Here is a 13,743-nt window from a genome sequence, read left to right as displayed (position 1 = left end):
CGGTAAGGTGGATTCGCCGATAGGCAATCCACCAGGCTTTGAAGCCTGTTGGTGTTTTGCTATCGCGAAAACGGGCTACGGGCTACGAGCTAGAAAGCGTTAGGTATGCAACTAACAATGATTAAGGCAGGCAGAAAACTACTTGTCGCAATGCTGAATATTCTCAAGTTAATCTGCACATTATCGAGTATTCGATTAATTAAAGTGCGGACATACCAATTTTGTAAATAAACGACAATGAGTAGGAGACAACGTGATTTTTAAGAATAAAATTCAGCAGATGGCATTATCATTTTTTCTGAGTATCGGCGTTGCCGCAACTCCCATCTCGCCACTATCCGCAGATGTAACCATCAATAAGTTTCGTGGAGCCTGGAATGACACGACCAAATATAAGCCAGGCAATATTGTGACATTTAACGGCGCAGTCTATTTGGCTTTGGTTAAAAATTTGAATATTGAGCCGGACACCGACTCCAGCCAATGGTTTACCCTAGCACCGAACCATGATGCCGCTAATACCAGCGTGAATACTTTATCTAGCCAAGTGAATAAGCTAAGTGACGACGTAGCTTATTTACAAGGGCATCCTGCGCCAACACCCATCGCGTTAACGTATCAAAACCAATTTATTAATGCTCAGGTCACTGCCGTATCGTTGATTCGTGGTAAGTATAATGGTACTTACACTGATGACGTGACGACAAGCTTTACAATTACAAACAAAACATCATTAGATATTTATGTATTAGCAAAAAGTAGTTCTTTTTATATAACTACCAACCAGGGTGGAGCTTGCGAACAAAGGAGTCCCAGTGGACTAGATGCTTCACCTGGTAATAATAGTACAGGGCGATTAGATAGTAAAAACTTTGCGAAACTCGCTCCTGGATCAAGCTTATCACTAACTCTTAAGTGTACTGTTGATTACCCGCCATCTAGTGATACGCTTCCAACATCTGTTAATTTTGGCGGCGTTTTCTATTATTTTGATGAGGCGAATCCCAATGCTTCGTTCTCCGTTGCCTTTACCGGCGTAGCACCTAATTGATCGTACACGCCAAGTAAGCCCGGTAGCCCGGTAGGTCGGGCAACAGCTTCATCGTTGCCCGACATTTGGGCTACGGATATTTTCTACAATCGAAGATAGCGTAAACATAGGAAAAAGCGAGGTCAGGGTTGGCCGAGGCCAACGCGCTATCCCTCACCCCTAAAGGACGGTGTTTCTCGCGTACAAATTGATGAAAATTTTGTTGGTATCCACAGCATTTAATGGTTTAACTCAAAAATTTTTTAATGAATTGAGAGATAATAATCATGATGTTTCTGTTGAATTGCATCACGATGACGATCAACATCTGATCGATGGTGTTGAAAGATTTGACCCAGATATCATTGTGTGCCCATTCTTGACTAAAAAAATTCCAGCCGAGATTTATAATAAAAGGCTTTGCATTATCGTGCATCCAGGTATTCGCGGTGACCGTTCGGCCTCTTCATTGGATCACATGATCATGCGAAACGATGCCGAATGGGGCGTCACCTTGTTGCAAGCTGACGATGAAATGGATGCGGGAGATATTTGGACATCGCATAATTTTCAAACCCGCTGGACAACAAAAAGCTCAATCTACAATCGCGAAATTTCGGATGCTGCCCTGAAAAGTTTGAAAACACTGTTGATGTGCGTTAGTTCAACGCATTTCAAACCAGTACCCTTGGATTACAGCGATCCTTCCATAAAAGGATCTTTTCAGCCATTTCTCAAGCAAGCGGATCGAAAAATCGATTGGAAAAAGGATACTGCTGAATTGATTTGCAGAAAAATTCGTGCCGCTGATGGCACTCCAGGCGTGCTGGATATTGTTAACGGAAAAGAATATTTTCTGTTTAATGCCTATGTCGCTAAAGATTTCTCCGGAAAACCAGGGGTTTTGATCGCTCAAGCTAATAAGGCGGTTTGTATCGGGACAGTTGATGGTGGGGTATGGATTGGCCACTTGAAACCAAAAACAGCCGATAATACAGGCATTAAACTTCCAGCAATGCTTCATTTAAAAGCTCAATTGCCAAAAGTTGATATTGATTACCAAAAAGAAGGGCGACAGTTGCCTGTGCAAGAAGTTTGGCATGTTATTGAAAACAATATCGCCTATTTGCATTTTGAATTTCATAATGGAGCAATGAGCACAGAGCAATGTAATTTGATGCTCGATGTCTATCGGTATTTAAAATCGCTCAATGTTAAGGCAATTGTTTTAATGGGTGGTGAAGATTGTTTTTCTAATGGCATTCATCTAAATACAATCGAACATGCGGGCGCTTTTAGCTTAACTGAAAACGAAAAGCACAAAAAGCAAGCTGATGAATCTTGGGCCAATATTCTAGCGATCAATAAGATTGTAAATGAAATAGTTAATACCACAGACAAAATGGTGTTTAGTGTTTTTTCAGGTAGTGCCGGTGCTGGTGGCTTTTATCTTGGTCGAGCTGCCGATATTTGCTATGCGAGAAAGAATATAGCGATAAATCCGCATTATAGAAATATGGGCGGCCTATATGGTTCGGAAGCACATACATATATGCTTAAAAAGTATGTAAAAAATCAGGATGAAGCCCGAAAATTGGTTACCAAATGTTTGCCAATTAGCCCTGTAAAGGCACATGCATTAGGTTTGATAAACTATGTGTTGGATATGGATCACAGTGATTTTTATAATGAAATCCGCAGCCAAATCAACAAAACTGTGCATGATGAGGTTGTGTTTTCTGGGTTTATTTCCCAAAAGAATTTCGATAGGAAAAAGGAAGATCGCGAGAAACCTTTATCGAGTTATTTCGAGGAAGAGCTGAAGGAAATGCGTATTAATTTTTATGGGAAGGATCGTAGTTATCATTATGCCCGTGAACGATTTGTTTTTAAAGTAACTAAAGTAACTTGCGGAAAAACGCCAAGTAATATTGCTTTTCACAGAAAAAATGAAGAGGTCATGGCAGCCGGGTAGATCGGGCAACAGCTTCATCGTTGCCCAACGTTTAGGAGGCAATCTTGCTCTGTTATTGCAACAATCTGAAACCGCCACCCAATTGAAACCCTGCAAATGTCGGGCACAAAAAGCGTGCCCGACCTACAGGGCTTTATACACGGGTTAAAATAAGTCCTCCAGGGATTGCAGCAGCGCCGGTAAAATTTCTCCGGCACGGCCTTGGAAGTTGTAATGGACTTGACTATCTAGCGGCGTAGACGTAGCATTGATTTGTATGATCTTTGCTCCATGCAGCTTCGCTCTTTCCGGTAGTTGAGAGGCAGGCCGCACTAACCCGGAAGTCCCGATAGAAAAAAATACATCGCAAGCCATCGCCGCTTGCTCGGCAATCTCCCATGCCGATGACGGCAATGTTTCGCCAAACCAAACCACCCCCGGACGTATAGCGCCCTGGCATTCGCTGCATCTGGGCGGCTCTAAGCGTCTCCCTCCCGCCGGTTCCTCGGGAAGACCGGAAGGAAATGCATAAGAAGAGCCACAATCGAAGCAGCGGGGATGATGCAGGCTGCCGTGCAAATGTGTAACGCCGCAACTGCCGGCGCGTTCATGCAGATCATCGACGTTTTGAGTAACGACGGTCAGACGCTCGACAAAGCTCGCCAACTCGGCGATCGCATAATGCGCGTCATTAGGGGCAGCTTCTAACACTTGCATTCGCCGCCATTCATACCAGCCCCAAACCAAAGCTTGATCCGCTATAAACCCCGTGGGACTGGCTAAGGCATGTGGATCATAATGTTCCCATAGTCCGGTTTGTGCATCTCGAAAAGTCGGTATCCCGCTTTCTGCCGAGATACCTGCGCCGGTAAATACGACGATATGTTCGGCTCTGAGCAAGCCCATTAAAAAATCATTGGAAAACATTACTTACGCTCGAATTTTCATGAGGACGACCTAAGACTTGCAGGCTACGATGTTCGGAATTTTATCCAGCCCGCGCAGCATGTCATTCTTGCACACCTACCGAATCAGCACAGCCGGGTAGGTCGGGTAACAGCTTCATCGTTGCCCGACGTTTAGGAGGCAATTTTGCTCTGCTATTGCAACAATATCTGAAACCGCTACCCAATTGAAACCCTGCAAATGTCGGGCACAAAAAGCGTGCCCGACCTACAGGGCTGATGGCGGTATCTGAGAGCGGCATGACGGTACAAGCTCCGGCAAAGTGCGATATACCGCCATTTATACCGTCCAGTGTGACGGTATGTCAATGAACTTAGTTGGGTCTTTTTTGGACAATAAAAAACCCGCTAAGCCAGTAAACTTGCGGGTTTTTTGAATCTCGTTAAATGCTCAGTTGGCGGAGAGAGAGGGATTCGAACCCTCGATACGTTGCCGTATACACACTTTCCAGGCGTGCGCCTTCGACCGCTCGGCCATCTCTCCGAATTTTGAGCCCATCAGTATGGGAACCGCCAATGATACCGGTTTTTCGCTTTTTTGGCAATGTCTTGCTCAGCCATTTTCACCGGCCAGCGCTTCCAATTCGTCCCAGCGCTGGTAGGCTTGCTCCAGCGCGGCGATGGTCTGGTTCAGTGCGTCCATCGTTTTCGCGATCGTCGCCTGGTCGTTCTTATAGAACTCGAACGAATTGATCAGGCCGTTCAGTTCGGCCTGGCGCGTTTCGAGCCGTTCGATTTGTTCGGGCAGTTGGTTCAGTTCCTGCTGCTCCTTGTAGCTGAGCTTTTTCTTTTTGGCCGGCTGCGGCTGCTCGGCTTTTTCCTTTTCCGGCGCTTTCTTGGCCGGCTGCGCTTTCTGTCCGGGTTCGGGGCGCTGCCGGAACCAGTCGCTGTAGCCGCCGACGTATTCCTCGATGTTGCCGGTGCCGTCCAGCACGAAGACGCCGGTGACCACGTTGTCCAGAAAGGCGCGGTCGTGGCTGACCAGCAGCAGCGTGCCATCGTAATTGACCAGTTTTTCTTCAAGCAATTCGAGCGTTTCGAGGTCGAGGTCGTTGGTCGGTTCGTCCATCACCAAGAGGTTGGCCGGTTTGGTGAACAGCCGGGCCAGCAGCAGGCGGTTCTTTTCGCCGCCGGACAGGCTTTTGACCGGCGAACGGGCCCGTGCCGGCGAAAACAGGAAGTCGGCCAGATACGACATCACATGCTTCTTGCCGCCGGGCAGGTCGACGAAATCGTTGCCGTGCGCGATCGTGTCCGCGACGGTCATTTCGGGATCGAGCTGGTCGCGGAGCTGGTCGAAATAGGCGATTTCGAGCCGGGTGCCCTGTTCGACCGTGCCGCTGTCCGGTTCGATCTGTTTCAGCAGCAATTTCAGCAGCGTCGATTTGCCGGCGCCGTTCGCACCGATCAGGCCGATCTTGTCGCCGCGCTGGATCAGCGTCGAAAAATGGCTGACGATGGGCCGGTCGCCGTAGGCGAAGCGGATGTCGTTCACTTCGATCACTTTTCTGCCGGAGGCTTCGCCGCGCTCCAGGATCATGCTGGTCGTGCCCTGCCGCTCGCGGCGCTGAGCGCGTTCGCGGCGCAGTTGCTCCAGGGCGCGCACGCGGCCTTCGTTGCGGGTGCGCCGGGCCTTGATGCCCTGGCGTATCCAGACTTCTTCTTCGGCCAGTTTTCGGTCGAATTCGGCGTTCTGGTTCGCCTCGTCTTCGAGCGCGGCGGCTTTCCGGCGCAGGTAGTCGTCGTAACTGCCCTGCCAGGACACCAGTTTGCCGCGGTCCAGATCGACGATCCGGGTCGCGAGTTTTTGCAGGAAGGCCCGGTCGTGCGTGACGAACAAGACCGCACCCTGGAACATCAGCAGTTGCTCTTCGAGCCAGGCGATGCTTTCGAAGTCGAGGTGGTTGGTCGGCTCGTCGAGCAGCAGCACTTCCGGCTCGATCACCAGCGCGCGGGCCAGTGCGACGCGGCGTTTCCAGCCGCCGGACAGTTCGCTGATCCTCAGGTCGCCGGGCAAGGCCAGCCTGCTCAGCGTGGTATCGACGCGGTTGCCGAAGTGCCAACCGTTATGCGCTTCGAGCTTGTGCTGCAGTTCGCCGAGTTCGCGCAATGCCTGCTCGTCGTGCGCGGACTGCGACAGATGATGGTAGCGGGTCAGCCACTCGCCGAGTTCGCCGAGTCCGCCGGCGACTGCATCATAGATCGTCGCATCGGCCGGCAGATCGGGGGCCTGTTCGAGCCAGGCCAGTCTCAGGCCGGGCTGGCGCCAGATTTCGCCGTGGTCGGCCTGGATCTGCCCGGCGATGATCTTCATCAGCGTCGATTTGCCCTCGCCGTTGCGGCCCAAAAGGCCGACCCGTTCGCCGGCGTCGAGCTGGAAGTTGGCGTTGTCTAGCAGGGCATGAACGCCGAAGGCGATCGAAAGGTTGGTTAAGCGTAGTAACGGCATGTTTATCGATTGTCTTGTAAGTGGCGGCGCAGCAGATCGAGCCCGAACAGCGCGGCCTGATTTTGCTTGCGCTCTATAGGGCCGGCCAGGATATGGCGGCTTTGCTGAAAGGAATTTTCGGTCAACAACGTATTATAGAGGATGATCGTCCGGTCTTTGTCGCGGAATTGGGACTGGCTGCCTTCATGAAGCTGGACCAGTACAAAATCGGCCGCCCGTTGATCTTGTAATGCTTTCGCAAGTCGCGCTCCCGTCTTGCTCAAATCATTTTCGTCAACGGCTGTGCCGAAACGTTCGCACAATGCGCTCGGCGACCGTTCAAATACGGCGATCTTGAGCCAGGCAGATCCCATGCATTTGGCAGAGAGCAGACCCTGGTTGACAGTCTCGACGACGGCTAGCGCCGCTCCCGTCTCGCACATCAGTTTGTCGACGACCGCGGCGAGGCTGCCGACTTTTTCGGTGAGTCCATCGATGCCGAATACGAAGCGGGAGCTCAAGCGTTCGGCGATTGTATAAGTCAATGCGGCTGTTTCTTCAGCCGGATAATCCGCCGGAAACAACAGTTTGGTTTGTACTTCGTCGATACCGGCACGGAAGCCGAGTTGCACCGAAGGCGGTATTTGGAGTCCGTCGAGACGCTGTTGAATGTCCGATTCGCCGATCCCCACGGTTTTGATCGTGACCAATCTGGAAGGGGTTAACACGAAGCGATCAGGCAGCAACGGCTTGACGCGTTCCAGAAAGATATTGCGCATTTCCGACGGCACGCCGGGCATGAACGCAAACCAGCAGCGGCCGGCCTGCAAGGCGAAGCCCGGCGCGGTGCCCCAGTCGTTGTCGAGGCGGATCGAACCTTGCGGCAGCAGGGCCTGCTTGCGGTTCACCTCGGGCATCGGCCGCTGGCGGTTGCTGAAATAGGCTTGAATCTGCCGGTAGGCGATCTCGTCGAATGCGAGCGGCAGCCCGAACGCCTTGGCGACCGCTTCGGCGGTCAGGTCGTCGCTGGTCGGCCCGAGCCCGCCGGTGCAAAGGCAGCAGTCGGCGCGTTCGGAAATTTCCTTCAACAAGCCGATCAGGTCGCCGAGTTTGTCGCCGACCGCGGTATGCCGGGCGACCGTAAAACCGAGTTGCACGGCTTGCTCGGAGAGCCAGGCGGCGTTCGTGTCGACGGTCTGGCCGGTGACGATTTCCTCGCCTTGGGAAAAGATTTCCAGGATCGGCATGCTCTTAGGTCCGTATGAATCAAAATCCGCCGGCCGCGACCCGATGCCAGAACGGCAGGGTAATAAGGCTCAGCAGGGTGCTGAGCGTGACCGACATGGCGTAAAGCGCGCTGTCGAGCCGGTAACGGTCGCAGAACACGATGCCGAGCACCATGCACGGCATCGCCATTTCCAGCGTCAGGGCGTTTTTATGCGCCTGGTCGAGCGTCAAATACTGGCTGAACCAGAGCGCGAACAAGGGCATCAATCCCATTTTGATCAGGATCACCGGCGCTACGTGCGGCAGATTGCGCAGCGTGACGGCACCCCAGCTCAGCGCCAGGCCCAGCGAGATCAGCATCAGCGGCACCACGCCTGCGCCCAGTTTTTGCAGCACCGAGGCCACCCCATTGGGCAGCGGAACATGGCAAAGATTCAGGATCACCGCGAGTATCGCAGCCAGAAAAGGCGGCGTCGTCAAAAACGATCCGACCGGCTGGCGAACGCTGTCGCCGTTTTGGCCGAAATGGCGCGCGGCCGCAATCCCGACCGTGAACAAGACCGGCGCGACCGCGAACAGATCGATCTGGATCGCCACCGACCGGGCCCAATGGCCGAAGGCCTGTTCGAGCACCGGCAGGCCGAGGTAGGTTACGTTCGGAAACACCGCCGCCAACAGAACCGCACCCATTTGCGGCGGCTCGAACCGGAGCAGACGGCCGCACGTCCAGATGCCGAGCATCCCGAACGCCAGGCAGACGGCGCCGAATAGGGTATATTGCAGCGAGTGGAGTCCGACATCGGCCTTCCAGAGCACTTCCAGTACCAGTGCCGGCAGCAGCAGGTAATAGACCAGGGTGGTCAGCACGGTCCGTGTCTGTTCTGCGGACAATCCGGCCGGGCGTGCGCAACGCCATGCCGCGCCGCAGGCAATCAACGCGAACATTTGCCACAATGTCGAAGTCATGAAGTCCCTGATGATTTAACGATGCGCTATTCTAACATCCGGCATCGCAAAGCAGGATTTCGGCCGCGGAAAGAAGCCGCTGGGGATGAGGGGGAGAAGGAGGCGAGGCGGAGAATCGGGTGGTGATCCGGCTGCAGGCTTTTATCGGCCTGCAGCCGGAACAAAGAAATCAAAGCGGAGTGACTTCTTCGGCTTGCGGGCCTTTTTGACCTTGGGTAATGTTGAATTTTACTTTTTGGCCTTCGTCCAGGGTTTTATAGCCCGTGCCGACAATATTGCGGAAGTGTACGAAAACGTCGGGGCCCGATTCCTGTTGAATGAAGCCGAAACCTTTTTCTGCGTTAAACCATTTTACGGTACCAGTTGCCATTGTTTATGTCCTTTAAAAAAAATGAAAAATAGCCTTCAAGGCGGGTGGTTAGAGCCGGGGAATAACGCGAATCACTTATGATAAACAGGACAAGCAAAAAACAAGGAACTGCGTAGAGATAAGCAACGGTAAATCACTCAGACTCGATTCATCTTAAAGGACACCTACGCTCCCTGTCAACAGCTTAGCTTTTAACCTAGCTTGAATCCCAACGAAAAGCCGGCCACGGCGCTAACGCCACGGGTCGTAATCGTCGACAGGCGGTCGACCAGGAAGCTGCCCGAATTCTTGGCGGCCTGGGTCGCCGCGTCCGCCACATGTTCGAGTTGCGCGCCGTTGATCGTGACCAGGCCGTAATACTCGCCCGCGAACATCAGCACGATCAGCCCGCCGCCGACGAACAGCGCGGTCTTCAGCATCTTTTTGGCGAAATAGCCGACCGCCATGCCGATCACGAACGGCGCGCCGACATTGCCCAGCAAAAAAGGCGCGCTGAAGATATCGTTATCGGAGGCCGAAGGAATGTCGATGGATTTTTGAGTCATACCGGTAAAAAGCAGATGGGCTGGCTTTACGCTGCCCGAATTTATCGCCGATAGTATATAGAATTCAGAACGGCAAATACACTTGAGCGTGTCGATCTCCGGCATCTAGAGCATTTTCGTATCGCGTGTAGGGAAGTCCTCACCTGCTGAAGGGCGCCATGCCGTTAAGTCCAGCCAGCCCCGTAGGGTACGCTGTGCGTACCCTCGATGTCGAAAGGTACGCATAGCGTACCTTACGGGGCTGCATGCCGGACGGGATATTTATCCCATCCGTAACGTTTAACACCGCGCGAACACAGACGAGGATTTTATGCTGCCGGTAGGTCTTCAAACGTGGGGAATGGGGTTATCAACCCATAGGCGCTAATCTAAGATATAAGATATAAGATATAAGATATAAGATATAAGATATAAGATATAAGATATAAGATATAAGATATTGAAAATAAAAGGAATTTCACCTTAAAGTTTTACTTTGATTTGCCGTTCAAAGAGCAGCAACACATTGAAAATTAATGACTTTTATTGGAATGGGTCAATTTTTAAGTTAGCGCCTATGGGTTATCAACCATCCCGCTCAGGGGATTGCCGAGATCCAGATGATAGGGAGGTATGAGGGCTAATCCTCCTGGGTTTCGGGATTCCAGCAATCCCTGACCGGGGCAGGCTCTGCCGGAATGACGTGTTTTCCTTACGAAGGCCATATACCCCAAGCAAAAATGCTCTAGCGGCGCGGCTATCCGGAACCTTCTTCGTCACCGGCCTGACGGGTTCAAGCGTTCGCCTTCGCCGGTGGTTTGGCGGATAGAAAGCGGCTGGAGAACTTATAAAACCAGGGAACGAAGCGTTTAGCGGCCGGTCCGACTGATGTAACACCTTTACATCAGAGGAGAGCGTCATGACAACGCTCAAGAAAAAAATATTAAAAAACCCGCCCATTACGCTGGCGATATTATCCGTAACTCTGCTCCCCCTCAACGCCGGGGCCAATGACGGGCTGGGTACGGGAGCCGTGCTCTATACGACTCCAGCTTACGGCCCGGCCATTCACAGCTATCCCGGCAGTACGGTGGAAAAAAAGTCGCCGCGGCCGGAAATCGTTTACGTCAGCCTGGCTTACGGCCCGGCGATTTACGGTTATCCGCATGCGGGCCGCGAAAAAACCGTGCCCTGGAATGTCGAGTATGTGGATCCGGCTTACGGTCCGGCGATCTACAGCTATGACAGAATTCGGGTTCAGGACAAAGCCAGCGTGTTCTCGCTTCTGTTCGATTGAAGCGGCACGAAGATCGAAAGCCGGTTTAATTGCTGAAAGGCGCTGACAGACCCGCCGGGTTTTTAAAGTCTGGCGGGTTTTTTTGCGAAATACCATTTTGCGCGCGAATGCCGCGGGCCTACATCAACGGCAGGATTTGGTCGAGAAGCTTGCCGTTGGTCGCCAGGATCTGTTTCGGAAACAGTCCGGGGTTGCCTTTGAAGTCGGTCAGAGTGCCGCCCGCTTCCAGTACGATCAATGCACCGGCGGCGACGTCGTACAAATTCAGTTCCTGTTCCCAGAATGCATCGACCTGCCCGTCCGCGACCATGCACAGGTCGAGCGCGGCCGAGCAGAAACGGCGCTGTCCGGTGGTGCGCTGGGCGATCCGGCAGAAGCGTTCGAGGTTGTTGTCGGCCAGGTAGTTGCGCAGGCAGGCGAAACCGGTCGAAATCATCGCATCGCCGAGCACCGCTTCGTCCGAAACATAAGTCCGCTCGCCGTTCTTGACTGCTCCCTTCCCTTTTTCCGCGAGATAAAGATCGTTCAATACCGGGGCATGCACCGCGCCGAGCACGATCTCTCCGCCGATTTCGAGCGCAATACTGATCGACCAGCCGTACTGGCCTTTCGCGAACGAATGCGTGCCGTCGATCGGATCGACGATCCAGCGGCTGCTCTGGTCGGCGCTCTGTCCGGTTTCCTCTCCCCAGAAACCGTATTCGGGATACTCCCGGGTCAGCGTTTCCTTCAGGAATGCCTCGATCGCGACATCGGCTTCGGTCACGAAATCGCGCGCAGCTTTTTTGTTGATCGCGATGTTCTTGCGGTTGTTGAAATATTTCATGCCGATCACGCCGGCAGCGCGAATCACTTTTTCAAGCGCGGCTGGGGTGACCCTCATAGGGACAGTTCCGATAACGGCGGGGTTTGTCATAACGCAGCAAAAATCAATGAAAAAACGCCATTATACCAGCCGCCCCGCTTCGGCCGGCCGAAAAAGTCCCGAGTTGCCTTGCGCGGGGCGGAGATTTTGTTATATTGGCCCGCTGATCGGGGCGCGATGAAATCGCCTCTCGGAATATTGCGGATTTATTGATGATATTTCATGCTCAATTTTAAAAATATCGCTCTGCGCCGGGGCGCCAGACTGTTGTTCGACGAAGCGTCGTTTACGATTCACCAGGGCGAAAAAGTCGGGATCACCGGCGCGAACGGGGCCGGCAAGTCCAGTTTCTTCGCGCTGATCCGGGACGAACTGCATCCCGACGCGGGCGATTTTTCGATGCCGCCGGGACTCGAAATCGCGCATGTCGCCCAGGAAACCCCAGCCGCCGACTGCAGCGCGATCGACTACGTGATGGACGGAGACCGCGAACTGCGCCGCCTGCAGGCCGAACTGAAAGCGGCCGAAGCGGCTCATGACGGCCTGAAGCAGGCCGAGCTGCATGCGGCGCTCGACGTGATCGGCGGTTACGAAGCCCAGGCGCGCGCCTCGCGGCTGATGAGCGGGCTCGGCTTCAAAGCGGCGCAGGAACAGGCCGCGGTCGGCGCTTTTTCGGGCGGCTGGCGGATGCGGCTGAATCTGGCGCAGGCGTTGATGTGCCGTTCCGACGTGCTGCTGCTCGACGAGCCGACCAACCACCTCGACCTCGACGCGGTGATCTGGCTGCAGGACTGGCTGTGCCGGTATCCGGGCACGCTGCTTTTGATTTCGCACGACCGCGATTTCCTCGACGCGATCGCCGATCACGTCGCCCATATCGAACAGGGCAAGGTGAATCTTTATACCGGCAACTATTCGGCGTTCGAAAGAATGCGCGCCGAGAAGCTCGCCCAGCAACAGGCCGCCTTTCAGAAGCAGCAGCGCGAGATTGCGCACATCCAGAGCTTCATCAACCGCTTCAAGGCCCAGGCCACCAAGGCCCGGCAGGCGCAAAGCCGGATCAAGGCGCTGGAACGGATGGAGTTGATCGCGCAGGCGCATGTCGACTCACCGTTCCATTTCAGTTTCGCCGAACCCGGCCGGATGTCGAATCCGCTGTTGACGCTGGATGCCGCGGATATCGGCTACGGCGACAGGATCGTGGTCAACAAGGCCGGCCTGTCGCTGTCGCCCGGCGACCGGGTCGGGCTTTTGGGACCGAACGGCGCCGGCAAGTCGAGCCTGATCAAGGTGCTGGCCGGCGCGATGGCGCCTTTAGCCGGTAAGCGAAACGAATCGATGCACCTGAAGATCGGCTATTTCGCCCAGCATCAGCTCGAACAGTTGCGGATGGAAGAGTCGCCGCTCTGGCATTTCCAGAAATTGGACCCGCAGGCGACCGAAAAGGACCTGCGCAATTTTCTGGGCGGCTTCGATTTTCAGGGCGACAAAGTGATGGAGCCGGTGCGGCCGTTTTCGGGCGGCGAAAAAGCGCGGCTGGTGCTGGCGCTGCTGGTCTACCAGAATCCGAACTTGCTGCTGCTCGACGAGCCGACCAACCATCTGGACCTCGAAATGCGCGAGGCCCTGATCATGGCGCTGCAGGACTATCAGGGCGCCCTGGTCACCGTCTCGCACGACCGGCATTTGCTGCGTTCGGTCACCGACCGGCTGCTGCTGGTCGCGGACGGCAGGGTCGAGCCGTTCGACGGCGATCTGGACGATTATAAGAACTGGCTCGGCGAGCAGAAAAAAGCCGAGCCGAAGGAATCGGCGATCGAACCGGCGTCCGGCGTCAACCGCAAGGATCAGCGCAGGCTGGACGCCGAGCGCCGGCAGCGCAACAAACCGCTGATGGACGCGTTGAAGAAAGCCGAGCAGGCGGTCGAAAAATTCCATCAGGAACAGCGGCAACTGGAACAACAATTAGCCGACCCGGCGATTTATCAGGATGCGGACAAAAACCGGCTGAAAGACGTGATGGCACGAAAGGCGCAGGTGGACAAGGCGCTCGAAGACGCCGAGGCGCTCTGGCTGGAGGCGGAGGAAAAGCTCGCGGCGGCGCAGCAGGATTGAGC

General features: G+C 54.0%; 11 protein-coding genes and 1 tRNA gene. 4 read left to right on the top strand and 8 right to left on the bottom strand.

Features of this window, described 5'->3' with window-relative positions:
• The first annotated feature begins 253 nt into the window (after positions 1–253).
• Positions 254–1,051: a putative carbohydrate binding protein gene (locus CC94_RS23675; protein ID WP_005368732.1), complete on the top strand. Its 798-nt coding sequence runs from the start codon at positions 254–256 to the stop codon at positions 1,049–1,051.
• Between the two features lie 190 nt (positions 1,052–1,241).
• Positions 1,242–3,005, top strand: coding sequence for a hydrogenase maturation protein (locus CC94_RS0108005; RefSeq protein ID WP_005368730.1), 1,764 nt, complete (start codon positions 1,242–1,244; stop codon positions 3,003–3,005).
• A 144-nt stretch (positions 3,006–3,149) separates the two neighbouring features.
• Here the strand turns inward: CC94_RS0108005 and CC94_RS0108000 are convergent, their stop codons facing one another.
• The 7 genes from CC94_RS0108000 to CC94_RS0107970 all read right to left on the bottom strand — a co-directional run bounded on the left by CC94_RS0108000 (position 3,150) and on the right by CC94_RS0107970 (position 9,485).
• Positions 3,150–3,911, bottom strand: a complete 762-nt coding sequence (locus tag CC94_RS0108000) for an SIR2 family NAD-dependent protein deacylase (protein WP_005368729.1) — start codon at positions 3,909–3,911, stop codon at positions 3,150–3,152.
• A gap of 434 nt (positions 3,912–4,345) precedes the next feature.
• Positions 4,346–4,433: transfer RNA gene (locus tag CC94_RS0107995), tRNA-Ser, on the bottom strand.
• A gap of 69 nt (positions 4,434–4,502) precedes the next feature.
• Positions 4,503–6,398 carry an ATP-binding cassette domain-containing protein gene (locus CC94_RS0107990; protein WP_005368728.1) on the bottom strand — a complete coding sequence of 632 codons (1,896 nt, stop codon included), beginning with the start codon at positions 6,396–6,398 and terminating at the stop codon, positions 4,503–4,505.
• Between the two features lie 2 nt (positions 6,399–6,400).
• A complete protein-coding gene (locus CC94_RS0107985; RefSeq protein WP_005368727.1) occupies positions 6,401–7,624 on the bottom strand; it encodes a competence/damage-inducible protein A in 1,224 nt (407 codons plus the stop codon).
• Between the two features lie 19 nt (positions 7,625–7,643).
• Positions 7,644–8,570, bottom strand: coding sequence for an AEC family transporter (locus CC94_RS0107980; RefSeq protein WP_005368726.1), 927 nt, complete (start codon positions 8,568–8,570; stop codon positions 7,644–7,646).
• A gap of 169 nt (positions 8,571–8,739) precedes the next feature.
• Positions 8,740–8,940, bottom strand: a complete 201-nt coding sequence (locus CC94_RS0107975; RefSeq protein WP_005368725.1) for a cold-shock protein — start codon at positions 8,938–8,940, stop codon at positions 8,740–8,742.
• Positions 8,941–9,131: 191 nt separating this feature from the next.
• Entirely contained in the window at positions 9,132–9,485 is a 354-nt protein-coding gene (locus CC94_RS0107970) for an FUN14 domain-containing protein (RefSeq protein ID WP_031430426.1), read from the bottom strand.
• Positions 9,486–10,383: 898 nt separating this feature from the next.
• Here CC94_RS0107970 and CC94_RS21340 point away from each other — a divergent pair.
• Entirely contained in the window at positions 10,384–10,761 is a 378-nt protein-coding gene (locus CC94_RS21340; protein WP_005368722.1) for a hypothetical protein, read from the top strand.
• 118 nt (positions 10,762–10,879) lie between these two features.
• On the opposite strand, the gene CC94_RS0107960 is transcribed toward CC94_RS21340, so the two are convergent.
• On the bottom strand, positions 10,880–11,644 hold the full coding sequence (locus CC94_RS0107960) for an inositol monophosphatase family protein (RefSeq protein WP_005368720.1): 765 nt from the start codon (positions 11,642–11,644) through the stop codon (positions 10,880–10,882).
• A 204-nt stretch (positions 11,645–11,848) separates the two neighbouring features.
• Between CC94_RS0107960 and CC94_RS0107955 the strand changes: the two genes are divergently transcribed.
• Positions 11,849–13,741 (top strand): ATP-binding cassette domain-containing protein, encoded by a 1,893-nt coding sequence (locus tag CC94_RS0107955; protein ID WP_005368718.1) that lies wholly within the window; start codon positions 11,849–11,851, stop codon positions 13,739–13,741.
• Positions 13,742–13,743 lie beyond the last annotated feature (2 nt).

It is taken from the genome of Methylomicrobium agile, assembly GCF_000733855.1.
Classification (GTDB): Bacteria; Pseudomonadota; Gammaproteobacteria; order Methylococcales; family Methylomonadaceae; genus Methylomicrobium; species Methylomicrobium agile.
The sequence above is the reverse complement of the archived record's forward strand: the minus strand, read 5'-3'. Positions and strand labels throughout refer to the sequence as shown.

What these genes read in the sequence shown, in the direction of transcription:
- CC94_RS0108005 (WP_005368730.1), top strand. Translation starts at nt 1,242, where the DNA reads ATGAAAATTTTGTTGGTATCCACAGCATTTAATGGTTTAACTCAAAAA.
- CC94_RS0108000 (WP_005368729.1), bottom strand. Translation starts at nt 3,911, where the DNA reads ATGTTTTCCAATGATTTTTTAATGGGCTTGCTCAGAGCCGAACATATC.
- CC94_RS0107990 (WP_005368728.1), bottom strand. Translation starts at nt 6,398, where the DNA reads ATGCCGTTACTACGCTTAACCAACCTTTCGATCGCCTTCGGCGTTCAT.
- CC94_RS0107985 (WP_005368727.1), bottom strand. Translation starts at nt 7,624, where the DNA reads ATGCCGATCCTGGAAATCTTTTCCCAAGGCGAGGAAATCGTCACCGGC.
- CC94_RS0107980 (WP_005368726.1), bottom strand. Translation starts at nt 8,570, where the DNA reads ATGACTTCGACATTGTGGCAAATGTTCGCGTTGATTGCCTGCGGCGCG.
- CC94_RS0107975 (WP_005368725.1), bottom strand. Translation starts at nt 8,940, where the DNA reads ATGGCAACTGGTACCGTAAAATGGTTTAACGCAGAAAAAGGTTTCGGC.
- CC94_RS0107970 (WP_031430426.1), bottom strand. Translation starts at nt 9,485, where the DNA reads ATGACTCAAAAATCCATCGACATTCCTTCGGCCTCCGATAACGATATC.
- CC94_RS21340 (WP_005368722.1), top strand. Translation starts at nt 10,384, where the DNA reads ATGACAACGCTCAAGAAAAAAATATTAAAAAACCCGCCCATTACGCTG.
- CC94_RS0107960 (WP_005368720.1), bottom strand. Translation starts at nt 11,644, where the DNA reads ATGAGGGTCACCCCAGCCGCGCTTGAAAAAGTGATTCGCGCTGCCGGC.
- CC94_RS0107955 (WP_005368718.1), top strand. Translation starts at nt 11,849, where the DNA reads ATGCTCAATTTTAAAAATATCGCTCTGCGCCGGGGCGCCAGACTGTTG.